Source organism: Pseudoalteromonas sp. NCIMB 1079 (assembly GCF_040567695.1).
GTDB classification, from domain to species: Bacteria; Pseudomonadota; Gammaproteobacteria; order Enterobacterales; family Alteromonadaceae; genus Pseudoalteromonas; species Pseudoalteromonas distincta.
In genome coordinates this window covers 940,902-967,463 of the sequence record NZ_JBEWZA010000001.1, presented here as the reverse complement: position 1 = coordinate 967,463, position 26,562 = coordinate 940,902, and the positions used below count along the sequence as shown (strand labels likewise).

The 26,562-nt window shown below is 39.6% G+C and carries 23 protein-coding genes; 8 read left to right on the top strand and 15 right to left on the bottom strand.

Annotated features, from left to right (window positions below):
- Positions 1–32: 32 nt before the first annotated feature.
- Positions 33–488 (bottom strand): thioesterase family protein, encoded by a 456-nt coding sequence (locus ABX891_RS04490; protein ID WP_024596241.1) that lies wholly within the window; start codon positions 486–488, stop codon positions 33–35.
- Positions 489–621: 133 nt separating this feature from the next.
- Between ABX891_RS04490 and recQ the strand changes: the two genes are divergently transcribed.
- From recQ to ABX891_RS04470, 4 genes are all read left to right on the top strand, one after another.
- Complete coding sequence (gene recQ / locus ABX891_RS04485; RefSeq protein WP_024603604.1) at positions 622–2,445, top strand: DNA helicase RecQ; 1,824 nt, start codon at positions 622–624, stop codon at positions 2,443–2,445.
- A gap of 7 nt (positions 2,446–2,452) precedes the next feature.
- On the top strand, positions 2,453–2,737 hold the full coding sequence (locus ABX891_RS04480; protein WP_002961372.1) for a DUF3630 family protein: 285 nt from the start codon (positions 2,453–2,455) through the stop codon (positions 2,735–2,737).
- A gap of 169 nt (positions 2,738–2,906) precedes the next feature.
- Positions 2,907–4,616 (top strand): BamA/TamA family outer membrane protein, encoded by a 1,710-nt coding sequence (locus ABX891_RS04475; RefSeq protein WP_354628977.1) that lies wholly within the window; start codon positions 2,907–2,909, stop codon positions 4,614–4,616.
- A 64-nt stretch (positions 4,617–4,680) separates the two neighbouring features.
- On the top strand, positions 4,681–5,253 hold the full coding sequence (locus tag ABX891_RS04470; RefSeq protein WP_138489650.1) for a mechanosensitive ion channel domain-containing protein: 573 nt from the start codon (positions 4,681–4,683) through the stop codon (positions 5,251–5,253).
- A gap of 357 nt (positions 5,254–5,610) precedes the next feature.
- On the opposite strand, the gene ABX891_RS04465 is transcribed toward ABX891_RS04470, so the two are convergent.
- The 3 genes from ABX891_RS04465 to ABX891_RS04455 are packed head-to-tail and all read right to left on the bottom strand — an operon-like array spanning position 5,611 to position 7,998.
- The gene (locus ABX891_RS04465) at positions 5,611–6,669 is read right to left on the bottom strand and encodes a succinylglutamate desuccinylase/aspartoacylase family protein (protein WP_002961978.1); all 1,059 of its coding nucleotides are present in this window, start codon (positions 6,667–6,669) and stop codon (positions 5,611–5,613) included.
- Positions 6,656–7,561, bottom strand: a complete 906-nt coding sequence (gene rimK / locus ABX891_RS04460) for a 30S ribosomal protein S6--L-glutamate ligase (protein WP_002961977.1) — start codon at positions 7,559–7,561, stop codon at positions 6,656–6,658. The genes ABX891_RS04465 and rimK overlap by 14 nt, the downstream gene beginning before the upstream one ends.
- A 2-nt stretch (positions 7,562–7,563) precedes the next feature.
- A complete protein-coding gene (locus ABX891_RS04455) occupies positions 7,564–7,998 on the bottom strand; it encodes an ATP-dependent zinc protease family protein (protein WP_002961974.1) in 435 nt (144 codons plus the stop codon).
- 287 nt (positions 7,999–8,285) lie between these two features.
- Between ABX891_RS04455 and ABX891_RS04450 the strand changes: the two genes are divergently transcribed.
- Positions 8,286–9,257 (top strand): zinc transporter ZntB, encoded by a 972-nt coding sequence (locus tag ABX891_RS04450; RefSeq protein ID WP_024605062.1) that lies wholly within the window; start codon positions 8,286–8,288, stop codon positions 9,255–9,257.
- Positions 9,258–9,312: 55 nt separating this feature from the next.
- Here the strand turns inward: ABX891_RS04450 and ABX891_RS04445 are convergent, their stop codons facing one another.
- The 10 genes from ABX891_RS04445 to ABX891_RS04400 all read right to left on the bottom strand — a co-directional run bounded on the left by ABX891_RS04445 (position 9,313) and on the right by ABX891_RS04400 (position 20,470).
- A complete protein-coding gene (locus tag ABX891_RS04445) occupies positions 9,313–10,497 on the bottom strand; it encodes a polysaccharide lyase family 7 protein (protein WP_290192893.1) in 1,185 nt (394 codons plus the stop codon).
- An 884-nt stretch (positions 10,498–11,381) separates the two neighbouring features.
- Positions 11,382–11,717 carry a ribonuclease E inhibitor RraB gene (rraB, locus tag ABX891_RS04440; RefSeq protein ID WP_007376503.1) on the bottom strand — a complete coding sequence of 112 codons (336 nt, stop codon included), beginning with the start codon at positions 11,715–11,717 and terminating at the stop codon, positions 11,382–11,384.
- Positions 11,717–12,430: a 1-acylglycerol-3-phosphate O-acyltransferase gene (locus tag ABX891_RS04435; RefSeq protein WP_024596234.1), complete on the bottom strand. Its 714-nt coding sequence runs from the start codon at positions 12,428–12,430 to the stop codon at positions 11,717–11,719. The genes rraB and ABX891_RS04435 overlap by 1 nt, the downstream gene beginning before the upstream one ends.
- Positions 12,431–12,615: 185 nt before the next feature.
- Positions 12,616–14,910 (bottom strand): DNA topoisomerase IV subunit A, encoded by a 2,295-nt coding sequence (parC, locus tag ABX891_RS04430; RefSeq protein WP_182196778.1) that lies wholly within the window; start codon positions 14,908–14,910, stop codon positions 12,616–12,618.
- A gap of 10 nt (positions 14,911–14,920) precedes the next feature.
- Positions 14,921–16,015: a PQQ-dependent sugar dehydrogenase gene (locus tag ABX891_RS04425; protein WP_354628976.1), complete on the bottom strand. Its 1,095-nt coding sequence runs from the start codon at positions 16,013–16,015 to the stop codon at positions 14,921–14,923.
- A gap of 29 nt (positions 16,016–16,044) precedes the next feature.
- Positions 16,045–17,934 (bottom strand): DNA topoisomerase IV subunit B, encoded by a 1,890-nt coding sequence (gene parE / locus ABX891_RS04420; RefSeq protein ID WP_354628975.1) that lies wholly within the window; start codon positions 17,932–17,934, stop codon positions 16,045–16,047.
- Between the two features lie 107 nt (positions 17,935–18,041).
- On the bottom strand, positions 18,042–18,602 hold the full coding sequence (locus ABX891_RS04415; protein ID WP_165743893.1) for a YqiA/YcfP family alpha/beta fold hydrolase: 561 nt from the start codon (positions 18,600–18,602) through the stop codon (positions 18,042–18,044).
- On the bottom strand, positions 18,587–19,372 hold the full coding sequence (locus ABX891_RS04410) for a metallophosphoesterase family protein (protein WP_354628974.1): 786 nt from the start codon (positions 19,370–19,372) through the stop codon (positions 18,587–18,589). Before ABX891_RS04410 ends, ABX891_RS04415 begins: the two co-directional genes overlap by 16 nt.
- Positions 19,359–19,817: a DUF1249 domain-containing protein gene (locus ABX891_RS04405; RefSeq protein WP_024596230.1), complete on the bottom strand. Its 459-nt coding sequence runs from the start codon at positions 19,815–19,817 to the stop codon at positions 19,359–19,361. The genes ABX891_RS04410 and ABX891_RS04405 overlap by 14 nt, the downstream gene beginning before the upstream one ends.
- Positions 19,818–19,843: 26 nt before the next feature.
- On the bottom strand, positions 19,844–20,470 hold the full coding sequence (locus ABX891_RS04400) for an NUDIX hydrolase (RefSeq protein ID WP_024596229.1): 627 nt from the start codon (positions 20,468–20,470) through the stop codon (positions 19,844–19,846).
- Positions 20,471–20,621: 151 nt separating this feature from the next.
- Here ABX891_RS04400 and tolC point away from each other — a divergent pair, with 151 nt between their 5' ends.
- The 3 genes from tolC to ABX891_RS04385 all read left to right on the top strand — a co-directional run bounded on the left by tolC (position 20,622) and on the right by ABX891_RS04385 (position 23,632).
- Positions 20,622–21,977, top strand: coding sequence for an outer membrane channel protein TolC (gene tolC, locus ABX891_RS04395; protein WP_024605069.1), 1,356 nt, complete (start codon positions 20,622–20,624; stop codon positions 21,975–21,977).
- 111 nt (positions 21,978–22,088) lie between these two features.
- Positions 22,089–23,018 (top strand): LpxL/LpxP family Kdo(2)-lipid IV(A) lauroyl/palmitoleoyl acyltransferase, encoded by a 930-nt coding sequence (lpxL, locus tag ABX891_RS04390; RefSeq protein ID WP_024605070.1) that lies wholly within the window; start codon positions 22,089–22,091, stop codon positions 23,016–23,018.
- Between the two features lie 41 nt (positions 23,019–23,059).
- Complete coding sequence (locus ABX891_RS04385) at positions 23,060–23,632, top strand: toxin co-regulated pilus biosynthesis Q family protein (RefSeq protein WP_182196785.1); 573 nt, start codon at positions 23,060–23,062, stop codon at positions 23,630–23,632.
- Positions 23,633–23,705: 73 nt separating this feature from the next.
- On the opposite strand, the gene glnE is transcribed toward ABX891_RS04385, so the two are convergent.
- Positions 23,706–26,501, bottom strand: a complete 2,796-nt coding sequence (gene glnE / locus ABX891_RS04380) for a bifunctional [glutamate--ammonia ligase]-adenylyl-L-tyrosine phosphorylase/[glutamate--ammonia-ligase] adenylyltransferase (protein ID WP_182196788.1) — start codon at positions 26,499–26,501, stop codon at positions 23,706–23,708.
- Positions 26,502–26,562 lie beyond the last annotated feature (61 nt).

Genomic DNA, 26,562 nt, shown 5'->3' with positions numbered 1-26,562 from the left:
AAAAGGCCGCTAGTTTACTTGCCATACGCGTTTTATCCAACTAAATACGTACCGGTTCCAAAAGCAATTTGAACAGACTGTTCGTTATGTAATTCCATTCTGCATACACATACTTTATTACCTGAACGAATAAGTGTTGCGCTGGCAGTAAAGCTCTCTCCTTTACCAGGGCGCAAATAATCAGTACGTAAGTCGATAGTCCCAAGCGTGGCTAATTTTGTTTGCACACTTGTGATATCTAAATCGGTGAGTTTATCAATTACACTTGCTGCAGCGAGCATACCGCCTACATTATCAAGTACGGCTGAAATAACACCACCATGGAGTATTTTTTGCGCAGGATTACCAATTAGTACATCCTGCCACGGGAACGTAATTTTGGCCTGTTCAGGGCTTAACGACTCAACCGATATTTGTAAAAACTGGTTAAACGGCATGCCATTTACAAATAACGCGCCCACTTGTTCAATTAACATTTCTTTATTCATTATTATTCTCTATGTCAAAACAGGTAAGATGAGTAAAACATACATAGTGTAAAACTACGAGACTCCACTTAAATAATTTATCAAGTAACTCAGCTAAAGACATCTCACTAAAAAACCACTAAAATACCCGCCAATGAATACATCAACTCCACCTTCTAGCACCCTTGTGCGTAAACCCGAAACTGTCCTCAAACAAGTGTTTGGCTACAGTGAATTTCGCGACGGTCAAAAAGCAGTTATTGATGCTGCTATTAACGGCCAAGACTCGCTTGTATTGCTTCCTACTGGCGGCGGAAAATCGGTGTGCTACCAAATCCCTGCTTTAGTACTCGAAGGCGTAACTATTGTTATATCTCCGCTTATATCGCTAATGCAAGATCAGGTAACGCAACTGCAAGCTCTTGGGGTAAAAGCCGCTTACGTTAATAACAGCTTAGCACGAGAAGAACAGCAATTGGTGTATCAACAGCTTCATCAGGGGCAAATTAAGCTCTTATATGTGGCGCCTGAAAAAGTATTACAACGCGAATTTTTAGAGCGCTTATCGCATTTAAATGTGAGTTTATTTGCCATTGACGAAGCGCACTGTGTGTCGCATTGGGGCCATGACTTTAGACCTCACTACTTTCGCTTAAACGAATTAAAGCAACGTTTTGCACATGTCCCAATGATGGCATTAACCGCCACCGCTGATAAAGCCACACGGTTTGATATAGTTGAGCAATTAAAACTACAACAGCCTTATATTCATACTGGCAGCTTTGATCGCCCCAATATTCGTTACACCATAGAAGAAAAATTTAAACCTATGGTGCAATTGCTTCGCTACCTAAAGGAGCAAAAAAGCCAAAGCGGTATTATTTATTGCACCAGCCGTAAACGCGTAGACGACATTGCTGAAAAGCTTGCAGATGCTGGACTAAACGCTGCAGCTTATCATGCTGGTATGAGTAACGAGCAACGGCAATTTGTACAAACCGGGTTTGCCCGTGACGATATACAAATAGTGGTCGCAACCGTTGCTTTTGGCATGGGCATAAACAAGCCTAATGTGCGTTTTGTACTGCATTACGATATTCCAAAAAGTATAGAGTCGTACTATCAAGAAACTGGTCGAGCTGGGCGAGATGGACTTGCCGCAGAAGCTATAATGTATTTTGACCCAGCTGATATAGGTCGCGTAAGGCGCTTTTTTGAAGACATAGACGACGAACAACGCCGCCGCGTAGAAGAACAACGCTTTAACGCAATGGCAAGCTTTGCCGAAGCGCAAACATGTCGTCGTCAAATATTACTTAACTATTTTAGTGAATATCAACGCGAACCTTGTGGCAACTGCGATATTTGCTTAAATCCGCCAAAAAGCTTTGATGGTACGTTAGTCGCCCAGCAAGCACTTTCGTGTGTGTACAGAGCGGGACAACGTTTTGGACTTGGTTATATTGTTGAATTACTTCGCGGTGCAAACACGAGCCGCATCCGCGATAATAATCATCATGAGTTAAGTACTTACGGCATAGGTAAAGATAAAAGCAGTGAGTTTTGGCTCAGTATTTTACGCCAACTTATTCATCAAGGCTTACTTAGCCAAGATATAACACAAGGTGCGTCACTTAGATTAACAGAAGCCGCGCGTGTAATTTTAAAAGGTGAATACGCACTGCAATTAGCCGAGCCACGCCTGCAAGCCAAACACGTTTATCAAGATAAGTTAGCGCAATTTAATTACGACAAAAAACTCTTTGCTCGCCTGCGCGCACTTCGTAAAGAACTTGCTGATGCCGACGATGTGCCACCTTACGTGGTATTTAATGATAAAACGTTAGCCGAAATGGCGCAGCTTATGCCAACAAACGACAGTGAATTTTTAAAGGTCTCTGGTGTTGGTTTTACTAAGTTAAATAAGTACGGCGGCGAATTTTTAACGGCAATTCGACATTACCTAGCTACTAATTAAGAGCATTATGACCCAAATAGAATATGACCATACACACAAATGTATTTTGATTAATCCCATTGAGCTACCAAACGATGAAGACTTTGAGCTGTGGAGTACATTATTTTTACACTCAGACGAAGTAACACTCAATGAGTACTCTGCAGGCGCCGATCGCCACCAAGTTCGCTTTACCTATAATCATCAAACCTTTAATTTAAACTATGAGCATTACAGCCAAAGCATCTGGATTAATGCCGAAGGTCATGAAGCTGAGCACTTATTAGCCGCTTTAGCATTTTATTTAAGCTAGCTTTTAATGCCTAGCGCATAGGTCGCTGTAAACCAGCTGGTTATTAACAAAAGTGAATATGAGTAACAATTAATTAATTTCAAAATCCATACCTTTTACTTACATTATAATAACAATGATGTAAGCTGATATTACGATAGTCATTTGCTACGTAGCAGTAAGAGGTTTAATGGTGAGCAAGAAATGGATAGCACAATGTTGTATTAGTTTAACGGTTTTAAGCTTTTATGTGCCTAATACGTTCGCACAACAATCTTCAATGAAAACTGATAACTGCCTTGTAGAACAGACAGATTTAAGCACAAATAAAAACCTACGCCGAGAAGTTCAAGACAAAACAACCCTCACGCACAGTAATAGTAACGCTAAAATAGCCTCAATAAAGCTCAAGCAACTTAATGTATTTAATACTGAGCTTGAAGAGGAAAATAATGCTTTATTCCGTTTTGCTAATCGCGCTCACATTCAAACAGAGCCCGATGTCATTAATAACCTTTTATTATTCTCCCCAGGTGACAAGTACGACGCTAAAAAGCTCGCAGAATCTGAGCGTTTACTTCGTAAAGAAAGCTACTTATATGATGCACAAATTAGTGCTACCGAAAACTGCGACGGCGACGTTAATGTAGAAGTGGTTACCCGTGATTTATGGACACTTTTACCTGAAGTGAACTTTAGTCGAAGCGGTGGAGAAAACAAATCGAGTATAGGCTTTAGAGAATCTAACCTGCTTGGGTGGGGTAAGCGCCTTTCTTTTTCGCGCACCACTGACAGCGATCGCAGCGGTTACTTATTTGTTTACGACGATCCTAATATTTTATCTACTCGCTACCGAGGCCGTTTAGAATACGCCGATAACAGCGACGGCAAGCGCCATTTGCTTGAGCTAACCTATCCATTTTACGCAATTGACACCCCCTTTAGTTACGGTATTTTAAGCTATTCTGAGCAGAGCGAAGAGTCACTATATAAACGCGGCGAAGAGTTTAGCGAATTTGATCAAACTACCGATTTAAACCGTGTATTTATAGGACACTCTAAAGCGCTTAATAATAATTGGACCCAGCGACTAACGTTAGGCTATACCGATGAGCAACATACCTTTGAAGCTATAGACACTACATTTGCACCACTTGCCGATGACAGAAGCTTAAGTTATCCCTTTATAAGCGGCCATTGGTTTGAAGATAACTACATAAAAGTACGCAATTTTGACAGTATATCTCGCACTGAGGATTTAAATTTAGGTTGGAATATTAAAAGCTTAATTGGCTATTCAGATGAGTCCTTAAGTAATGACGACAGCCGCGCGGTGTATTCTTTTAACTTTAAAAAAGCCCACTTTACTAACGATAATACCTTATGGCGTTTTAGTGCTGATATTGATGGCTATTGGAATAAAGAACAGAAAAAACTCGAAAACTTTATGGCCACCAGCCAAGTACAATATTATTTAAATACCAGTGAAGACCAATCTTGGTATGTTAAAGCCCGCGTGCAATACGCCAAAAACCTGACTGCTGATCAACAGCTTACTTTAGGTGGCGAAACAGGCCTGCGTGGTTACCCGATGGATTATCAACATGGCGATCGCAGCTTTTTAGTAAATCTAGAAAAGCGCTATTACTGGGAGTACGATTTACTACAACTATTTAAAGTGGGTGGCGCAGCTTTTGTAGATGTAGGCAGAGCATGGTTTAACGATGAAGATAACGGTGAAAATGCACATGTATTGAAAAATGTAGGCGTTGGTCTGCGTTTGGCACCGAGTCGCGCAAACTCAGGAACCATGATCCACATTGATATTGCCGCCCCTGTTGATAGCTACGACGATGTAGACTCAGTCCAGTGGCTAGTAAGCGTTAAAAACACTTTTTAAATAATACAAACACGTTAAACTAATACCAATTGCATTAAATTGTTATGAAAGTTCAGGACCTAATGTGGAAATAATAGAAGTTTTAGAATTGTTTGCATCACAATATAAGTTGGTTGTAACTATAATCGCTATTTTGGTTTTCCCTCTTCTATTAAAAATAACCAAAAAACTACTCGAAAAAGCGATTAAAGGCAAAGTAGATTTGCACCGAAAATACCGTGCAGAGCTTTTACTAAAAATTATACTCGCCTTTGTAGTACTGTGTTTGGTTTTAGTATTTTGGGGTATAGAGCTGCGTGGTTTATTGGTTTTAGGCTCTTCTTTATTTGCCATGTTAGGGGTAGCACTTTTTGCCGCTTGGTCATTATTGAGTAACCTCACCGCATTTTTACTGATGTTTATTCAAAACGATTGCCGCGTTGGTTATTGGGTACGAATTATTGATGGTGCGAATCATGTTGAAGGGCGCATTGTTGAAATGGGCTTAATGAATGTAGTACTTGAACATATTGATGGGCACCGTGTAATTTACCCTAACAATTTATTTGTGACCCGTCCTGTCATGGTTTTAAATAAAGAACCAAAGCCAACTAAAACCCCTGTTATAAAGCGTATTATTGGTCCTAAAAAAACATAGTTTAAAAAATTATATTCACAAAAAAGCCGCAGTAGTCAAAATACCTACTGCGGCTTTTTAATGCTTAACTAACCACAATTAAGACTAGGGCGTGTTGATCTTTGATGGTTGAATTTGCAGCAGTATGTTTGGTTTTTAGACAAGGCAGAGCCTATGAAGTGTGGTTACTCCCCATAAATAGGCGATAACGCAGCATAAATGCCAAACATGCGCTGCCCTTCGGGTTCTGCCTAGGGGCGATAAACTCTTTGTTACTCGGTTTTTACTTAGCCCACTAGGTTACAAACCTCGCGCCGCGATTTAATCTTCCTTGGATTGAACAAATTTCAATCCGCAAAGTTAAACACGCCCTAGCTATTAGTTATTTAGTTCAGCTGTTTTAAGCTCGTCATCTAAATCATTTATCTCATCAATAAAGTTCTCTAATTGCTGCTCTACTAAACTATTGTCATTTGCAAAGTAAGCAAGGTGGAATACCGCATCACCTTCATTTACCAATGGCATCGTTTGCTGACCAATAACAATACCGCCTTTAGGCGCTAAAAGCTCAAGCTCAGAATCCCCTAATGGGCTACTAATATAAGCAAGTACTTGCCCTTTAGTCACATGCTCACCTAGTGATACTTGTGCACGCACAATGCCATCAACCTCTGCACGTATCCAACTAGTCGAACCTGCAATAATAGGGTCTGGTAACTTTTTAGGGCGCTTGCCACGGATCATTTTTAAATGGCGCATAACATAATCAACGCCCTGCACACCTGCCGCAATAGCGATAGGGTCAAAGCGTAGCGCTTCGCCTGCTTCATAAGTAATAACAGGTATACCTAAATTTGCGGCTTCACTGCGTAATGAACCATTACGAAGGGATGCATTTATAACCGCCGGCGTACCAAATGCTTTAGCCATTTCAGCGGTTGCTTCATCTTCTAAATTAGCGCGAATTTGCGGTAAATTAGTACGATGAATAGCGCCAGTATGCAAATCAATAATATGAGTACAATGTACTGCCACTTGATTAAAAAACATATAAGCCATACGCCCAGCTAATGAACCACGTTCAGAACCTGGGAAACTGCGATTCATATCGCGTCTATCTGGTAAATAACGCGATTTGTGAATAAAGCCAAACACATTCACAATAGGCACAGCGATTATTGTTCCGCGCAGTTGGCTTGGATCTATTTTAGCAAGTAACTGACGCACAACTTCTACACCATTTAGCTCATCACCATGAATAGCCGCACACACCATAAGCACAGGACCTTCCATTACACCGTTAACCACTTCAATAGGAATATTAAGTGGTGAATGGGTGTAAAGCTTAGCTGCTTCTAAGGCAAGCGTTTTACGCTCGCCTACGCCTACATTTTCTCCTAATAAGGAAAAAGGACGGTTAATTTTAACCTTTGCCACGTGTTGCTGTTCCTTTACTTGAGGCATTTTTTTCGATGAAATCAATTACCATACCTGCAATATCTTTACCTGTTGCTATTTCAATCCCCTCTAAACCCGGTGATGAGTTAACTTCCATCACAAGTGGCCCACGAGATGAGCGAAGTAAATCAACTCCCGCTACATTTAAGCCCATTGATTTAGCCGCTGCTACTGCCGTTTTACGTTCCTCTGGAGTAATGCGAACTAATGTAGCGCTCCCACCACGGTGAAGGTTAGAGCGGAACTCACCTTCTTGTGCTTGGCGCTTCATTGCTGCGATTACTTTGTCGCCTAGTACAAAACAACGTATGTCTGCACCACCCGCTTCTTTAATATATTCTTGAACCATAATATTGGCTTTTAAGCCCATAAACGCTTCAATAACACTTTCAGCTGCTTTGCGTGTTTCAGCAAGTACAACACCAATGCCTTGTGTGCCTTCAAGTAATTTAATTACAACAGGTGCACCGCCTACCATTTCTAGTAAGTCTTTTACGTCATCGGGTTTGCTGGCAAAACCTGTTACTGGCATACCAACGCCTTTGCGCGAAAGTAACTGAAGTGAACGTAATTTATCGCGCGAACGAGAAATAGCGACTGATTCGTTTACAGGATAAACACCCATCATTTCAAACTGACGAAGTACCGAACAGCCATAAAATGTAACCGATGCACCAATACGCGGGACAATTGCGTCAAATTCTTTTAAGTTTTCACCGCGATAGTGAATTTCTGGTTGCTCAGAGTTGATATTCATATAACAACGCAATGCATCAATCACTTTAACTTCGTGGCCGCGTGCTTCTGCTGCCTCAATTAAGCGACGTGTTGAATATAGCTTTCTGTTACGAGATAAAATACCGATTTTCATAGTTAAACCTTACGACCTAATAGTTGAGATAAAGCCGGGTCAACGACTATACGATTTTCCATGGCTGTACGCCCTAATAACATTCTAAACTTCATTGTTGCACGGCTTGTTAAAGTAAGCTCGATAGGCCAGCTATGCTCGCCTGCATGTAATGTAGTTTCTATAAAGTAGCGTAGCTCTTTTTGCCCACTTGAGCTGGTTACGTACTTCATTTTTTTAACTTTTGCATTGCAAGTGACTTGCGTTTGCTCATCATCTTGCAGTGGTTGGGCCGTAAATTTAACCCATTTTTCTGAGTCAACTTCGTATTCTTCAATGTTAATTGCATGAATACATGAAGTGCGAGCGCCAGTATCAATTTTTGCTTTTATCTCGTTAATACCAAGCTCAGGTAAACTTAACCACTCACGCCAACCAACTGTGATCTTTGCTGTCATAAATGTGCCCTTAATAAAAAAGTGACTTATACGCTACAGGTCAAAAAACACCAACGAAATAAATTTATCTAGTCGATTAGTAAATTAAATTGATCTTTTTAAGCAACTGGTCACACAATGCACGCCTTGCTAAGCCGTACTTTAATGCCACTTTGCTCAACACAGAGGCTCTGCATATATTTTGCTATTTAAGCTTAACTTATTAAAAGTAAAGGTAAGCCTGTAAGCAACTAAGTAGATACACTATAGTTAACAGTATTAAAAATACACTATTATGAGAACTAATTATGATTAATGGTTTACTACATGCACTTGTACTTGATGGACAAGGCGGCGCTCGTCCTATTGGAAGCACTAATGAGCTAAATAGCTGGCAACCAAGCCAAGGTAAACTTTGGGTGCACATGGATTATAGCCAAAGTGAGGCAGTTGAATGGCTCAAGGCACAGCCTCATTTAAACGATTACGAACTAGAGTCTTTAATTGCTGACGAAACACGCCCACGTATTACGGCTACAACTAACGGGCACATGTTATTTTTACGTGGTGTAAATTTAAATCCTGCACAAAGCCCTGAAGACATGGTTTCAATTCGTTTATTTATTAGCGAAGACATTCTTATTACTACCCGTAAGCGCCGTTTATTATCGGTGCAAGATACGCTTGCGTGTTTAAATGAAAATAAAGGCCCATGCAATATTTCTGAATTAGTGTGCTCTATTACACAAAAATTAACCTCACGTATGCAAAGCGTTATTGACTCACTAGATGAAACACTCGACGAGTTTGAAGAAGAAATAGATGAACCAAGTAAAAAGTTTGACAACCAGGGCTTATCACAATTGCGACGCCAAACTATTGCCTTAAAACGTTATTTAAAACCGCAAAAAGAAGCCCTTAGTTCAATGGTAAATAACCACTACCTATGGTTATTAGATGACGATAAAGCAAAACTTAATGAAACCACCAACTTATTAATTCGTTATCTTGAAGAGCTAGATAGTTCGATTGAGCGTGCGCAAATTATTCAGCAAACAATCACTAACCAAGTTTCTGAGCAGTTAAACCAGCGAATGTATGTTATGTCTGTAGTGGCAGCACTTTTTTTACCGCTGGGCTTTTTAACGGGGCTTTTAGGTGTAAACGTAGGAGGCATTCCTGGTACAGAGAGCCCTTATGCGTTTAGTGCTTTTGTCATATTTTTAATTGTGCTTACTGGCGGTATTGGTGTGTATTTTAAAAATAAAAAATGGTTATAAATTAAAGCAATTTTAGTATGGCCACTCAATTGAGTGGCCATGATTGAGTAGCTAATTAGTTAGTTTCTCGGGTATAACTAACATTTGTCATCGTTACTTTAGATTCTGTAATCCCTAAATCTTCAAAGCACTCTTTGAAAGAATCCGAATTACCCGATTCCCCACACTCATCCAATGTATCAGGGTCTTGTGATTGTAGGTAATTACCAAATTTAAAGTATGACTCTGAGTCATCTTCTACAGGTATACCAAATGAGCGACCTAGTGCGCTAACATCAACATCGCCATAATTATTTTCAACACGTAGAGTAAACGAGCCACCACTAGTAATAGTACCAAGGGCAAATTTTTCTTCGTTACCGCTTGTATTTCGCAGACGAACATAAACGTCAAAAATGCCATTTCCAGCTACACTGTCATCAAATCCAGATTCATCTGTATCTGAAACATACACTTTAGAAATTGTCCCGGTATCGCTAGCATGGTGCTGAGAGATAATTGTTTTACCACCATCTGACATTTCAACTTTTACAGTTGCCTCAAAAACCTCATAGGTTTCGGTCATTGCAACACGTGCACTTTCTTTAACTTTATATTCATGACGCCAGCCATTCCCGTTTGGAGTGATATGACGCGCTTCTAAAGGAACAAACTCCAAAGTATCGCTATTTACTAATGGATGAGGATCATTACCTTCAAGATCAAAAATACTACCGTTGGTGATGTTACTCGCTATACCAGAGCCACTACCCGTATCACCGCCGCCAGTATCACCACCTGTGTCTCCACCGCCAGAAGAACTACCCTTAGTTAACGAAAAGTCATCAAAACGAACATCGCTTGAACTCTTATCATGCTTAGCAAATACTTGTAGTGAACCAGTGTTAGCCGTGGTGAAAGTTTTAGATACTTTTGTCCATGAAGAAACATTGAATTTCTCACTTTTAAACAAACCATTAAGATCATTGATCCCGATTTGCCCCTTACCGAGTACATAGGCACTTAACATGTACTGAGTATTTCGATCTACATCTACATTTTGATAAACACGCCCTGGGCTACCTTGTATTTTCAGTGATTTAGAGCCTTTATACGAATCTGAAGATAGCGCTGCAGGCTCTGTTTCATTCCAATTACTCCAGCCACCTTCAAAACCTGAATTTTCAATCGAGGCAGCGTGCGCAAAAGAAGTACTTGCAGCAACTGCAGAGCAAATAAGTAACTTTTTAAATTTAACCATTATTTTTATTCCTTTAAACCTGAATAATAAGCAACCTTACAGCTTAGCTTGGCGATAAAAACCAAACCTAGATCGCATCATGTAAACAGACTTTTAAACCCAAAAAAATTGGTAACAACAAAAAAAGAATTTTAAAAGAAAAAACCTTTAAATTGGCATTACCAAAACCATCACCTAACCGGCAAAACAAGGCTATATTTTTTATTACCAATATGTAAACAAGTTAATTGTTACCATGAAAACTATAAAACCTCTAAAGGGATATCTTTAAAATACAAAAAAACATTTTAAAAACAACACTTTAAAAACGTATTGATTTCTATTTACACTATGTAATAAATTTTAAATTTAAGAAAATAGTAATACCTAAAATAAAAACCACTATTACCAATATTTAACGCAAAACTTAATACCTTATGAATAAACACCGTTATTTCCTGATAAAATTGTTACCAAAACAGACTGGTAATACCTGTTAAATTTAATTTAACTTTAGTTATAAAGATAAATTTGCATGACTAAAATTTAAAAATACGCGCTTATATAATTTAAAATTTCAAAATATTAGTACAAATAAATAATTAAAAGTAAATTTTATATGTGAGATTAACCTTTCAAATTAATAGGTGATGATGAAATTGAAATGCTAAACAGGTACTAATTTTGAGATTTCTTTGGAGTGAGTAACACTTTGTTGTCTATATGGATACAGGTGAGGGGCGTGAGCAGAACGCGGAAGCTGCGCTCGGTTAACTTATTCTTACATGGATGTAAGCAAGTTTGAATCATGTAAAATTAGCACTCCCTAATTCGAGACACAAAAAAGCGAGTACTTTTACAATACTCGCTTTCAAATTAATAAATCTAAACCCTAGTTAGCTGCATTACTCTTGAAAGTAAGTGCCCCAACCGTCGTACTCAACTTCGCATTCTACGGCTAGTTGCGCTAGCTTATCAACGTCTTCCATAATTACGTCTACGTCTAGCTCAGCTTCTACTACTATGTCGAAGCTCCAAATTTTGCTGCCGTCTTCAAGCTCAAGCTCTGCTGGCTCTTCAACATCGTAGCCTAGTTTAAAAGCAGCCAACGCTGCTTGCTCTAGCTTAGGGAAGTCTTCACATACAAAATGGTGTTCTACTTCATAAAGTATTTCAGGATCTGATCCATCTTCAAGTAGTGAACTTACGATGTCTTCACTTATTTCACGCCAGTTTTCCATTATTTATCTCTCACTTGAGCATCTAATTCAGTTATTTTAGCAGCCATAATGCTATGCACGCTTTTAGCATGCTCACGCGCGCTAGTGTTTTTATCAAGCGATATAGGCGCTAACATTTCGATGTGAATTGTACCATTATCCCAACGATTTAGCTTAATGGTTTTATGTGTTGTATTCATACATACTGGAATCATGGGTACATCTGCGCTCATTGCGGTGTGAAACGCGCCAGTTTTAAACGGCAATAAACCTCTTCCGTAACTTCGTGTACCTTCAGGAAACATCCATACAGATAAGCCATTCTTCTTAATTTTTTCGGCTGCTTTTGAAATAGTTCCCGCCGCTTTGGAACGATTAGATCTGTCTATTAATATATTACCCGACAACCAGTAAAGCTGACCAAAAAACGGAATCCACTTTAAGCTTTTTTTACCTAAACTTACGCAATTTTTTGGCACCATTGCTGGCACTGTAAATAAGTCGTAGCTATTTTGATGATTAGCAACATAAACCGCAGGACCTGGATCAACGGCATCTTTATGACGTGTTAAAACTAACTTAACGCCAATCATTTTAGCCATTGAGCCAAACCAACCCGCTATTATATGTACATTATTAGGATGAAATGGTCTTACAATCGAAAGTAACAAACCAAAAATACAACTGAATAATATAAACAGCAGCATAATAAAAACGCGTATGACAGCTAGCAAATGGGCTTCTCCAAAAATCAATTATGATTATTATAGCGTTATTTTGTGACACAAACGAGTCAATAGCGCACAAGTGTACGCTGAAATATTTAAGCTGCTTGTTTTAATATTGCTTTAAAATGGTTTTAAAACAAAAACGGCCTGCAAATGCAGACCGTTTTTATTTGTACAAAAGAAGTCATTCGCTACTCTTCGCTAACAACTTCTTTTGGTTCATCATCTTGAGGTGTTAACTCAACAACTACTTCGTCAACACGCTGTAAGCCACGTGGTAGTTTATTACCCCTACGCCCTCGCTCACCATGATAATGCTCTAAATCACTTGGTTTAAGTGTTAGTTTACGCTTACCAGCATGAAGCGTAACACTGCTTCCTAGTGGCACAACAGCAAGCACTTTTACAAACTCTTCACGGGCTTGTACTTTAGCACCCGGTATAGAAATGATTTTATTACCTTTACCCTTACCTAATTTTGGTAAGTCACGTAGCGGGAATAAAAGCATTCGGCCTTCGTTAGAAATAGCCATACAGTAATCACTAGCAACATCGTTCACCCTAATAGGAGAAAGTAATATTCCACCCTTAGGGACACTTACCAGCGCTTTACCATTTTTATTTTTACTCACTAAGTCTTTAAAGTCAGTAATAAAGCCGTAACCTGCATCTGACGCCATAAGCAATACTTGCTCGTCTTCACTCATTACCACGTGCTCAAAATTAGCACCTGGTGTTAAGTTAAAACGACCTGTCATTGGTTCACCTTGGCTACGCGCCGAAGGCAGACTGTGCGCATCGGTTGCAAATGCCCGCCCTGCTGAATCTAAAAATACAGCAGGTTGATTGCTCTTACCCCGAGCCGAGGCTCTAAAGCCATCACCTGAACGGTAATTTAAGCCTTGTACATCTAAATCATGACCTTTACCAACGCGTGCCCAGCCTTTATCAGATAGCACAACAGTGACTGACTCTGATGGAATTAAATCTTTTTCGTTAAGTGCTTTCGCTTCTGAGCGCTCAATCACTGGCGAGCGACGATCGTCACCGTACATTTCAGCGGCTTCTTGAATTTCTTTTTTAAGCAGTGTCGACATACGACGTTCTGAGCCCAAAATTTGCGCTAATTTATCACGCTCTTTGGCTAGTTCATCTTGCTCACCGCGAATTTTAAACTCTTCAAGTTTTGCTAAATGACGAAGTTTTAATTCTAAAATAGCTTCTGCTTGCGTATCAGTTAAATCAAAGCGCTCCATTAATACAGGCTTTGGTTTGTCTTCGCTGCGGATGATTTCAATCACTTCATCGATATTTAAAAAGGCGGCTAATAAACCTTCTAAAATATGCAAACGTGCTAATACTTTATCTAAACGATACTGCAAACGACGACGCACTGTTTCGCGTCTAAATGTTAGCCACTCACTTAAAATACAGCGCAAGTCTTTAACTTGCGGGCGACCATCTAGGCCTAGCATGTTTAAGTTTACGCGGTAATTTTTTTCAAGATCGGTGGTTGCAAATAAGTGCGCCATTAATGGCTCAGCTTTAATGCGGTTTGAGCGCGGAATAATTACAATACGCGTTGGATTTTCGTGATCTGACTCGTCACGTAAATCAGCAATCATAGGTAATTTTTTAGCGTTCATTTGCGCTGCAATTTGCTCAAGTACTTTACCACCTGAACATTGATGCGGCAGCGCTGTAATAACAATATCGCCATGCTCTTCGGTGTAAACCGCACGCATTTTGATAGACCCACGACCGGTTTTATATATTTTATGAATATCGGCTTTTGGGGTAATTATTTCAGCATCTGTTGGGTAATCTGGTGCATGTACAAGCTCAAGTAATTCTTCAAGCTCTGTTTTTGGTTTATCAAGTAATAAACAACATGCGCTAGCCACTTCACGTACGTTATGTGGCGGAATATCTGTTGCCATACCTACGGCGATACCCGTTATACCATTGAGTAAAATATGCGGTAAACGAGAAGGCAATACTACAGGTTCATCCATGGTGCCATCAAAGTTTGGTGTCCAATCAACAGTGCCTTGGCCAAGCTCTTTGAGCAGTACTTCTGAAAACTTAGATAAACGCGCTTCGGTATAACGCATTGCTGCAAACGATTTAGGGTCATCTGCCGCACCCCAGTTTCCTTGTCCATCTACCAAAGGGTAGCGATAAGAAAACGGCTGCGCCATTAATACCATCGCTTCGTAACAGGCACTGTCGCCGTGTGGATGGTACTTACCGAGTACGTCACCCACTGTACGGGCTGATTTTTTGTACTTAGCGTTAGCCGACAAGCCCAATTCGCTCATCGCATAAATAATACGACGCTGCACTGGTTTTAAGCCATCACCTACATGCGGTAGGGCACGATCCATGATTACGTACATGGAATAATTTAAATAGGCGTCTTCGGTAAAACGCCCCATTGTTTGTTGCTCAATTCCTTGCATTAGCAAGGTATCTGTATCACTCATTAAAGCTTACCTAGTTTTTCTTATAGCTTACACGGTAGATTACATTGGCGTAATCATCGCTTACTAACAGACTGCCGTCACCTAATTCTGCAAATGCAACAGGGCGTCCAAATGTTGTTTCGTCTTTCATAAAGCCAGTAATAAATGGCGTATATTTAGTTACGCGACCTACTTCGATTGTTGCAAGGCCTACTTTATAGCCTGACTTTTTAGAACGGTTCCATGAGCCATGTTCAGCAACAAATAATTGTTGCTTATAACTTGCTGGAAATTGCTTACCGTTATAAAAATGAATACCTAGTGGCGCTACGTGCGCTGGAAGTGCAAGTGCTGGCGATGTGTAATCGGCAATGTTTTTACCTTCCCCAAACTCAGGGTCAATAATTGCGCCGGCATGAACATACGGAAAACCAAAATGCTCACCTTCTTGCGTTGCACGGTTTAACTCATCAGGCGGAATATCATCGCCCATCATGTCGCGACCGTTATCACTAAACCATAAAGCTTGAGTAGCAGGATGAAAATCAAAACCCACTGTGTTTCTAACGCCCTTGGCTATTGTTTTTATTTGTTTTGTTTCTACATTAAGCGCAAAAATACGGCCAAAACGTTCATCTTCAGCACAAATATTACACGGTACACCCACCGGAATGATTAGCTCACCCGTTGGTGCAAAACGCAGAAATTTCCAACCATGATGACGCTCGCTCGGTAGCTTGTTATAGACCACATCAAACTTTGGATCTTTTAATTGGGTATCAATGTTTTTAAAGCGAATAATACGATGTACTTCGCCTACATATAAATCGCCATCTTTAAGTGCTATGCCAGAGGGCATATTAAGGCCTTTAGCCACAACAATTTTTTTATCTGCTACACCATCGCTATTATGATCAATAAGTGCATATACGTTGCCCGCTTTACGAGAACCTACATACACAATCCCTTTTTTTGAAACGGCTATTTGACGTGCATTTTCTACATCATTTGCAAATAAGCTTATTTCAAATCCCGGTGCTACGGTGAGCTTATCGAGTATATTTTTAGCCATTACAGGAGCGGTAGTCAGCCCAAGTAACAGCAAACTTCCTAGTAGTTTTTTCATTCGCCTCTCCTAGTGTTAAGCACAGGTAATTAAACGAGTGCCTTGTTACCATGATCTTCTAACCATTGACGACGATCAGGCGATCGTTTCTTAGCAAGCAGCATATCCATCATTTCCATGGTCTCTACTTCTTCATCAAGCGTAAGCTGCACTAAACGTCGGGTATTTGGATCCATCGTAGTTTCACGAAGTTGTAACGGGTTCATTTCACCCAGACCTTTGAATCGTTGTACGTTTACTTTACCGCGTTTTTTCTCGGCTTCTATACGCGCCAAAATAGCGGTTTTTTCTTCTTCATCAAGTGCGTAATAAACTTCTTTACCAATATCTATTCTAAATAATGGCGGCATTGCTACATACACATGCCCTGTTTTTACTAACTCTGGAAAATGACGAACAAACAGTGCACATAATAACGTCGCGATGTGTAGTCCATCCGAGTCAGCATCGGCCAATATACAAATTTTATTGTAGCGCAGTCCCGACATATCCGTTGACTCGGGATCAATACCCAATGCCACTGAAATATCGTGCACTTCTTGTGATGCGAGTATTTGGCCTGACTCAACTTCCCAAGTATTTAAAATTTTACCACGTAGCGGCATAATTGCCTGAAATTCACGGTCTCGCGCTTGTTTAGCAGAGCCACCAGCAGAATCACCTTCCACTAAAAATAATTCGGTACGGTCGTTATCGGCCGCGCTACAATCTGTTAGTTTACCCGGTAAGGCAGGACCGGCAGTAACACGTTTACGCACTACTTTTTTAGCTGCACGCAAGCGAGTTTGCGCATTTGAAATACATAACTCAGCTAATAATTCTGCTGTATCTGTATGTTCATTTAACCATAAACTAAACGAGTCTTTTACAACCCCCGATACAAACGCAGAACATGAGCGTGATGATAGTTTTTCTTTTGTTTGACCGGCAAATTGAGGGTCTTGCATTTTAACCGACAATACGTAACTACAACGCTCCCAAATATCATCTGGTGTTAGCTTTACGCCACGAGGTAGTAAATTTCTAAACTCACAAAATTCACGCATTGCTTCAAGCAAGCCTTGGCGCAGACCATTTACATGTGTACCACCTTGCGCGGTAGGAATTAAGTTTACGTAGCTTTCCGCTATTGATTCGCCACCTTCAGGTAGCCATACAACAGCCCAATCAGCGCCTTCAATTGAGCTTTTAAATTCACCTACAAATGGGTCTTGCGGTAATGTTTCAAACCCTTTAACGGCTTCAATTAGGTAATCTTTTAAGCCAGTTTCGTAAAACCATTCTTTGGTTTCTTTCGTTTGCTTATTAACAAACTTAATACGCAGTCCTGGGCATAAAACCGCTTTGGCTTTTAATAAATGATTAAGCTTGGTAATTGAGTAGTTTGGTGAATCAAAGTAGCTAACATCAGCCCAAAAACGAACGGTGGTACCTGTATTGCGCTTACCAACAGTACCAATTACGCTCAAGTCTTCTACTTTGTCGCCGTTTTCAAAGGCCATTCTAAATTGTTGAGCGTCGCGCCTTACCGTTACTTCTACACGTGTAGATAACGCATTTACTACAGAAATACCTACACCGTGTAAACCACCCGAAAATTGGTAGTTTTTATTAGAAAACTTACCACCGGCGTGTAACTTAGTGAAGATTAGTTCAACCCCTGGGATACCTTCCTCTGGGTGAATATCAATAGGCATACCACGTCCGTCATCGCTCACTTCGAGCGAGTTATCTTCGTGGAGTATTACGTCGATACGAGTGGCATGACCCGCCATAGCTTCATCGACACTGTTATCGATAACCTCTTGGCCTAAATGGTTTGGGCGTACGGTATCGGTGTACATCCCTGGGCGTCGTTTTACCGGATCTAATCCATTAAGTACTTCAATGGCTTCGGCGTTATAATTTTGATCACTCATAGTTTTTGTCTTTATATCCGCTAAGGCTCTAATACGTTTACTAGTTTTATTGTTATATGCGCTAAAGCGTTAATATAGTAACTAACCTCAGTTCAGGCTAACTAGTTTTACGTGATTTTAAGAAAATCTACAATACTTGCAAAGGTGCGTTCAAATTTAACGTAGCTATGATCGCCACCAAACTCTATCAATTGCTTGCATTGCGAATAATATTTTACTGCGTGTTGAAAGTTCAACACTTCATCGCCTGTTTGCTGTAATAAATACAGTAACTCAGGATGTGCTAATTTATCTACAGTGAGTAATTTCAGCGCCTCAATATGACTGTTATTTAAATCGTAATGATAATCTTGATACGGATTATAATTAGGCCCAAGTAACGACTGTAATAAATTATAGGGTGCGACCGCGGGATTAATAACCACTGCAGGAATTTGATAACGCTGCGATAAATACGTGGCAAAAAAACCACCTAACGAGCTACCTAATAAAACGGTATCTGGCGTTAGCAATTGTTCAAGCTCAATTATAGCTTGTAGGGGCTCGTGGTTTAAGTTCGGTACACAATAATCAACGTCATAGTTTGCCATAAGCTCACCAAAGCGCACAGCTTTATATGATTTTTGTGAACTATTAAAGCCGTGAATATAAATTACGCGCTTAGCCATACCACTTCCGTTTTTACTTCAACTTTATCTTTTGTACTCTTTAGATTTAGCATTCTGTAAGCAGGCCCCGCATTTTTTTGCTCCCACTTTGGAGTGTATTTTACAAACTGTACTGAACTGGCAGGACTTGCATATATAGGCAAGCCTCTAAAATTTTGTTCATAGTCGTTGTGTACATGACCATGAAAAAGCGCAGATACATTATTACTATTAACTAAAATATTTAAAAGCTGTGGACCATTTTCTAATAAGTGCTTATCAAGATAGCCATTTATTGGCAGTGGATTATGATGACAAAAGATAACTTTACTATTATTCGAGTTGACTAAAGTATCAGTTATTTCATCTAAATGCGCGCCAGTAACCCATCCTGCGGGCGTGGGCCCTTTAGAATTAATAAGAAGCAGCTCAACCCCGTTAGCAATAATATGTTTAGCCGAATTTATTTGCCCGCCACTTATTCGGCTAAGCATTGCTAGTTCATCATGATTACCTGGCACCCAAAATACAGGGCAAGTGATGTCACTGGCATTTATAAGTTCACTAAATAATAAGTACGATTCAAAGCTATGATCTTGTGTTAAATCACCACCAAAAATTACGCAATCTACTGGCTGCTCAGCGATGTGTGCCAAAGCTTGTTCAAAATGAGCTGCAGTATTTGCATTAAAATATTCACCATTTTTATCTGCAAATAAATGGCTGTCGGTAATATGCGCAATGCACAAAGATGATTTATCAAATGTATATGTATCATCAAACCAAGCCATTATTTACATCCCAATTTAATGTTGCTTGCCCGTGCTCTACACAGGCCACTAACCAGTCGTATAAAAAAGCATTAAGTTGATACTTTTCATCTTTTTGATGCATTTTAGGATTGGGGTATCCGTACGATGGTTTTATGCGTTGATGATAATCGTGATGAATTATTTCAGCTACTTTCGCATCATGATACAAGCGAGCCGTTAAATACAGCGGCGCTATCCCTTTAACCATTCCTGTTAGCTGCTTAATTGAAATATCCATAGTGTATTTTGCGCTGCCATCAATTTTTGTAGCAAATTCACTGTTGCCAAGTTTTACTTCACGAATGCTTCCTATATTGCGCTCGCTCGGTAACAACTTTAATAGTCGCACATAGTTATGCTCACAAAGTGTTAAATACTTTGGGAGGTTTTGAATATATCGATTTGTTGCTAATTGTGCTGTCAAAGTTCCGCCATAATATTAGTAAGAGTTTATGCCCATTTACTTGCCATTTTTTCGCGATTTAGCGCAAGCCACTGCATACAAATAACCGTTGCCGCATTATCTATTTCACCGTTATTGAGGCGCATTAGCGCATCATCAACCGATAAAATATGAGTTTTTATATCCTCTCCTTCAGTTTCAAGACCATATACACCTGATTCTACTTGGCTTAAATCAGCACGTGCTAAATATAAGTGTAAGCGCTCAGTTGTTCCACCTGGGCTTGATAGGTATGAGAGCATAAATTCAAGCTCGGTTAATTCAAGCCCTGCTTCTTCATACGCTTCTTTTTTTACAACAGATTCGTAATCCGTACTGCCGTCTGTCATTCCGGCTATACATTCTAGTAGCCACGGCGAATGCTTACTTTTAATAGCGCCAATACGTATTTGCTCAATCAAAAGAACAGTATCTGATATTGGGTCGTAAGGCAGTACTGCAATGGCATCGCCACGTTCTAATATTTCGCGGCTAATTACTTTAGATTTTCCACCTGCGAAAAGAGCATGTTCAAACTGGTATAAATCAACCTGAAAAAAACCTTTATAAAGGTTTTTAATTGGCTTTAAATCCACATCTTTATGTGTAAATTGAACGAGCTTTTTATCAACCATGTACTTACTTCCTACTTATCTAAAGTTTTAAAATGCGTTAATATATTCTGTTACACTTGAACATACTGTTTTACTAATTATTTTTTTTGTTATGCAGTAAAACAGGTTAACATGCTTTTAGTACAAAAATTGTCTAAGGACCGAACCCCACATGAAAAAGAACATTCTTGCGGCGCTAGTTAGTTTATCATGCGCACTAGGTGCAACAGCAGTGAAAGCTGAAGATTTACTACAAGTTTTTGAAATAGCGACAGCTAACGATCCTACTGTTTTAAAAGCCAAAGCCCAAGCTGATGCACAGTCTTACCAAAGCGATTTGGCGATGAGTGCACTACTACCTCAAATTGGTTTAACCATGGGTTATACAAAAAGCGATGCAACGTCGTACCAAAGCGTTGGCGACTTATCTAACCAAGTTAAAGTTGAAAGTGACACAGACCAATTCTCTCGTGGTGTAAGTTTAAGCCAAACATTATTTGATTTAGGTGCCTGGAATACGTTAGATATTGCCGACAAGCAAGCACTTCAAGCAAGCGGCCTATACGATGCAGCTAAACAAAACTTAATTGTACGCGTTGCTGAGGGTTATTTTAACGTATTAAGTGCCAGCGATAACCTTGAATTTGTTGAAGCTGAAAAACGTGCAATTGAACGTCAGCTTGAGCAAACAAAACAACGTTATGCGGTAGGCTTAACAGCAATTACAGACGTACACGAAGCTCAAGCTCAGTTTGATAACTCGGTAGCTCAAGAAATTATTGCAGGTAATGCTGTAGAAACAGCACGCGAGCAGCTTCGTGAGATTACAGGTAAATACCACGAAAAATTAGATTTTTTAAATACAGATACTTTCTCAACAACTAAACCAACTAAGCGCTCAAGCGACTTTGTTAAAGTAGCTGAAGATAAAAACATAAATCTACAAGTGTCTAAAGTAACGGTTGATATTGCAAAAGATCAAATTGAATTAGCAAAAGCAGGCCATTATCCAAAACTAACTCTAAGTGCAAATTATGGTGACTCTCTTACAGACACTCAAATAAATGGCGCTAATTTTGATGATCAACCACGTTCAGACTCAAGCTCTGTTGGGCTTAACTTTAGCGTGCCTTTGTATTCAGGTGGTGCAACAGTTGCTGCAACAAACCAAGCCCGTGCGTTTTACGTATCAGCGAGCCAAGATTATGAAACAAATTACCGCGCAGTCACTCGCACAGTAATTACATCTTATAATCAAGTTGTTTCAGATATTGCGACTTATAAAGCGCTAGAGCAAGCGGTTGTTTCAGCTCAAAGTGCCCTTAAAGCAACTGAAGCTGGTTTTGAAGTAGGTACTCGTACCATTGTTGACGTACTCGTGAGTACGCAAAATTTATACGATGCAAAACGTAACCTTGCTGATGTGCGTTACCGTTATGTGTTATCTACCCTTCGCTTAAAACAAGCAGCGGGTACACTAACAAGTGAAGATTTAGTTGCTATAAACCAAGGTTTAAAATCAGCTTAACTTTTACAGCTAAACATAATATAAATTTATTCAAAGCCAGCATTTAGCTGGCTTTTTGTATTTCACAGCGCTTAGCGTTAAACTATCGTTTTTATTCTCAGAGAGATTTTTGTGGTCACTTCTTCTCCTTTTAAAGCATCTTTTTTAGGCCCTCGATACTGGTTAACGTGGGTTGGCGTTTTATTTTTATATTTGATTTCTTGGTTGCCACAAAAACTACAGTTGGCGATGGGAAAACAGCTTGGTCGCTTAGTTCATAAATTTATGAAACGCCGTCGCCATATTGCAGAAGTTAACATTAAATTATGTTTTCCTGATATGAGCGCAGCAGATCAAAAAGATCTTGTACTAAAAAATATGGAAAATACCGGCATTGCTATGGTTGAGACTGGTATGGCCTGGTGGTGGCCGCAGTGGCGAGTTGAAAGTGTATATGGTTCAATCAAAGGTCTAGAACACTTTGAGCGTGTACAAGCATCTGGTAAAGGTATTTTATTACTTGTCCCCCATATCTTGCATCTTGAAATGGCTAGTCGTGTGATGGGATTGAAATGCCAAGGCTTAGGCTTTTATCGCCCTCACAACAACGCACTAATGGAATACTTTACAACTAATGGCCGTCTTCGTTCTAACGAATACTTAATTGGCCGAAAAGATGTAAAAGGTTTGCTTAAATCATTAAAAAATAAAAAAGTATGCTATTACTTACCCGATCAAGATTACGGCCGTAACCGCTGTGAATTTGTCCCATTTTACGCAGTTCCCGACACTGCAACGACAACAGGTACTCTTATGTTTGCTGGCAGTAAAAACTGCGAAACTATGAGTTTAATCTCGCGCCGTGACGAAAATGGTAAGTACCATTTAGAGGTAGTACCTGAGCTTGAAAACTTCCCAAGTGGTGATGACAAGGCTGATGTAACACGGGTTAATCAACGCGTAGAGCTATGTATAAATGCAGCTCCAGAGCAATACATGTGGCTGCACCGTCGCTTTAAAACTCGACCGGATAAAAATACGCCTTCTTTTTACAAAAAGTAATGGTATAACAATAATAGGAACAAATAAGGTGGGTAATAATCATGTGGTTTTGGATTAGACATATATCATTTGCAGCCGTGCTAATAGCACTCGCCGTATACTTTTTAGTGGGTGATGGTTCTGTATTTGATATTAAAAAATCTAAAAATGCAGCCGCCGAAGGATTATCACGCTTTTACTCCTCCATTCGTAACCAAGTAAAAAGTAATAAAGAACGAGATCAATTTGTTTTAAAACTTAAAACACCAGAACAAACCTTGGATAGAGTATTGGCTGAACGTGCGCGAACAGTAGATCCAATGCCTACAAATTGGACTGGAGAGGTTGAACCTAGGCGCTTTGAAAATGGCACAACTCTTAAAGATGTACTTAATCAATATGCTAAAAACGAGGGGATTGAGCTTTACTGGTACTTAAGTAAAGATTACGTAGTTAAAGATCATTTTAGAGTAGACAGTAACTTTACTTCAGCACTGTACCAAATTGGACGCGCTATAAATGATGATTTTGAGCATGAGGTTTATACTTACTTTTGCTATAAACAAAGAGCAGCGGTTATTACCGAGTTACCATCAGAATTTGTACGTACAAACTGTTTAAAACTAAAGGTTTAAGGGTTTAAGGGTTTACACGTACATAGACCCAAGCAAGCGCTTGGGTTTTCAATTCAATTCAATTCAATTCAATTCAATTCAATTCAAAAATACTATTCCAAATATTAGTTACGTTAGTAATATCTTGTAAAAACGTTTCTCGCGGGATCAATTTGCCTTTTTGCTCCAAGCTCAACACGTGATAACACGAGCGATAATCAATATACGCTTTTATCAACTGCTGCTTTTGCTCTTTAGTAATACAACCTATATTTGCCGCATCCGTTAATATCCTTACGTTATCTGAGTAAACTGTAAGCTGTTCAAACTCGTTTGCGTGTTTAAGTACTAAATATTGCGTAATAAACTCAATATCAGCCATACCACCAACATCTTGTTTTAAATCAAATTGCTCAGTATTTCCTTTCGCTAAATGGTCGCGCATTTTTTCGCGCATTTTTATTACATCTGCTTTTAAGACTGTATGATCGCGCTGTTGGCAAAGTATATTTTTACGAATTTGTGAAAAACGATCTATGAGATCGTTTTGCCCCAAAATCAACCGTGCCCGCACAAGTGCTTGATGTTCCCACGTCCATGCTTGAGTTTGCTGATAGTGATTAAAGCTCTCTAGATTGATAGCCAGTAAACCTGATGCACCTTCAGGGCGTAATCGCGTATCAAGCTCATACAAAATCCCCGATGCAGTACGAGTATTAAATAAATGCATTAAGCGCTGAGCGAGTTTTAAATAAAACTGGCGAGAATCTATCGGTTTTTCACCATTGGTTTGGCTTGAGCCATCATGATTATGCACAAACACCAAATCTAAATCTGAGTCATACCCCACTTCCAAGCCGCCCGTTTTACCATATGCAATAACAGCAAAGCCTTTGTTTTCATCATCAGTGCCAGGTGGCATACCAAAACGCTTAACAGTGTTATGCCATGCAATATTAACGGCTTGGTCAACAATCACCTCTGCCAGTACGGTTAAATGATCGCTTACTTTCATTACGTCAAGAACACCGGTTGCATCGGCGGCAGCAATTCGTAATTGATGAGTTTGCTTAAATTGCCTAAGCGACTCCATTTGCAGTTCTAAATCGTCATGCTCTATTCGTAAAAAATACTGTCTTATTTCATCTTTATACGCTGTGAGCGGGGTCGGCTTATAAAGAACTGCGGGGTCTATTAGTTCATCAAGTAATATGGGGTAGCGAGAAATATGCTCCCCTATCCATTTGCTATGACAACACAGTAAAACAAGTTGCTTTAATGCACCTTGGTTTTCGTAAAGCAATTCTAAATAGGCAGTACGCGAAATTATCTTATTAAAAATTTGGCAAACCATTGTGAAAGCTGCTTCACCGGCATTAAAGTCATTTAATTGATTTAGTAAAACAGGCATTAACTTATCAAGAGTGTCACGCCCTCGGTTACCTATATTTACCTTAGACAGCCTTAATTTAAAATCGTTAAGGGGTGCTTGCCATTCATCTCTGGCCTCTTTTAAAAAGCTCACATCACCATGATCCCAAGCACTAATAAATGCGCCTTCACAGGTATCAAGTGGCACGGTTTCCTCGCCAATCACAAGTGCAAACTCACCGTTAACTTGTTTCATCACCTTTTCTATAGTGTTTAAAGTGGCAGAAAAATCAGCTTGTTCTAATAATAAATTTAAGCGCTGCTGATTCAATTCATCATCAGGGAGTGTTTGCGTTTGCTGATCGTCAAATATTTGAAGGTACTGCTCAACTTTACGTAAATAAAGGTAATTGCGCCTCAGCTCGCTTGCTTCTTGCTCATCTATAACTTGGTTAAGTGCCAACTCATTTAATGCTTTGAGTAAAGATTGGGTTTGTAAATTAGCCTCTCGCCCACCTCTTACCATTTGCAGGGCTTGCACTATAAATTCAACTTCACGAATACCACCAGCGCCTAGTTTTATATTATTAGTTAAGCGTTTACGGCGAACCTCTTGTGCAATCATTAACTTCATTTTACGCAAGGATTCAATCACCGAAAAATCAATATACCGGCGGTAAACAAACGGCTTTAAAAGCTTAATAAATTCATCCCAATACTTATTAGGAGTGCCAATTAAGCGCCCTTTTAACATGGCGTAGCGTTCCCAGTCGCGCCCTTGTTCTTGGTAGTAATCTTCAATGGCATTAAAGCTCATAACCAAAGGGCCGCTTTCGCCAAACGGGCGTAGGCGCATATCAACTCTAAATACTTGCCCATCACCGGTGGCTTGGTTAAGTGCTGCAATCAGTTTTTGTGCAACTTTGGTATAAAACACTTGGGCCTCAAGGCTTCTGCGGCCACCTTGGGTTTTTGTGCTGCGCGGATACGCAAAAATAAGATCAATATCAGAGGAATAATTTAGCTCCTGTCCGCCAAGCTTCCCCATCCCCAATACCATTAGCGGCATTGCTTGGTTTTGCTCATCAAGCGGTTCACCATTTACTTTTGCCACCTGTGCATGCGCCCATTGGTTGGCGCTATTAATTAGCATGTCAGCCAGTTGGCTTATATAATTAATACTATCGGCAATGGGGTTATTACAGCATAAATCTAAAAAGGCGACTTTAAGCCAGTACTTTTCACGATATTGACGAAGTACTTTATGGCACTGTGCTTCATCAAGGTCAGCTAAATTCAGGTTTTTAAAAGGAGAATCTATTACTCTATTTTGTATTTCGTCTTTGCATAATAGCCAGGTATTTAAATCAGGTTGTGACTCTAAACTGCGCCAAGCAAAGTCGCTTAATGCTAATAACCTTACAACTTCACTTTGTTTACTTTGCTGCGGGTATAACTGTTCAAAGCGCATCAAGCCAAGTTTTTGTAATTGAATAGGAAGTTGCTTTACGTTACTCATCAATCCTCTCTTTTATATCATCAATAACCGTACTAGAATGATTAAAACCTAGAAAGGTTAA

Coding starts and splice junctions, on each gene's coding strand:
- rraB (WP_007376503.1), bottom strand. CDS start 11,717: ATGGAAAACTGGCGTGAAATAAGTGAAGACATCGTAAGTTCACTACTT.
- ABX891_RS04480 (WP_002961372.1), top strand. CDS start 2,453: ATGACCCAAATAGAATATGACCATACACACAAATGTATTTTGATTAAT.
- parE (WP_354628975.1), bottom strand. CDS start 17,934: ATGAGTGATCAAAATTATAACGCCGAAGCCATTGAAGTACTTAATGGA.
- ABX891_RS04415 (WP_165743893.1), bottom strand. CDS start 18,602: ATGGCTAAGCGCGTAATTTATATTCACGGCTTTAATAGTTCACAAAAA.
- parC (WP_182196778.1), bottom strand. CDS start 14,910: ATGAGTGATACAGATACCTTGCTAATGCAAGGAATTGAGCAACAAACA.
- ABX891_RS04445 (WP_290192893.1), bottom strand. CDS start 10,497: ATGGTTAAATTTAAAAAGTTACTTATTTGCTCTGCAGTTGCTGCAAGT.
- ABX891_RS04490 (WP_024596241.1), bottom strand. CDS start 488: ATGAATAAAGAAATGTTAATTGAACAAGTGGGCGCGTTATTTGTAAAT.
- ABX891_RS04385 (WP_182196785.1), top strand. CDS start 23,060: ATGTGGTTTTGGATTAGACATATATCATTTGCAGCCGTGCTAATAGCA.
- rimK (WP_002961977.1), bottom strand. CDS start 7,561: ATGAAAATCGGTATTTTATCTCGTAACAGAAAGCTATATTCAACACGT.
- glnE (WP_182196788.1), bottom strand. CDS start 26,501: ATGAGTAACGTAAAGCAACTTCCTATTCAATTACAAAAACTTGGCTTG.
- ABX891_RS04400 (WP_024596229.1), bottom strand. CDS start 20,470: ATGGTTGATAAAAAGCTCGTTCAATTTACACATAAAGATGTGGATTTA.
- ABX891_RS04455 (WP_002961974.1), bottom strand. CDS start 7,998: ATGACAGCAAAGATCACAGTTGGTTGGCGTGAGTGGTTAAGTTTACCT.
- ABX891_RS04450 (WP_024605062.1), top strand. CDS start 8,286: ATGATTAATGGTTTACTACATGCACTTGTACTTGATGGACAAGGCGGC.
- ABX891_RS04410 (WP_354628974.1), bottom strand. CDS start 19,372: ATGGCTTGGTTTGATGATACATATACATTTGATAAATCATCTTTGTGC.
- ABX891_RS04425 (WP_354628976.1), bottom strand. CDS start 16,015: ATGAAAAAACTACTAGGAAGTTTGCTGTTACTTGGGCTGACTACCGCT.
- ABX891_RS04475 (WP_354628977.1), top strand. CDS start 2,907: ATGGTGAGCAAGAAATGGATAGCACAATGTTGTATTAGTTTAACGGTT.
- recQ (WP_024603604.1), top strand. CDS start 622: ATGAATACATCAACTCCACCTTCTAGCACCCTTGTGCGTAAACCCGAA.
- tolC (WP_024605069.1), top strand. CDS start 20,622: ATGAAAAAGAACATTCTTGCGGCGCTAGTTAGTTTATCATGCGCACTA.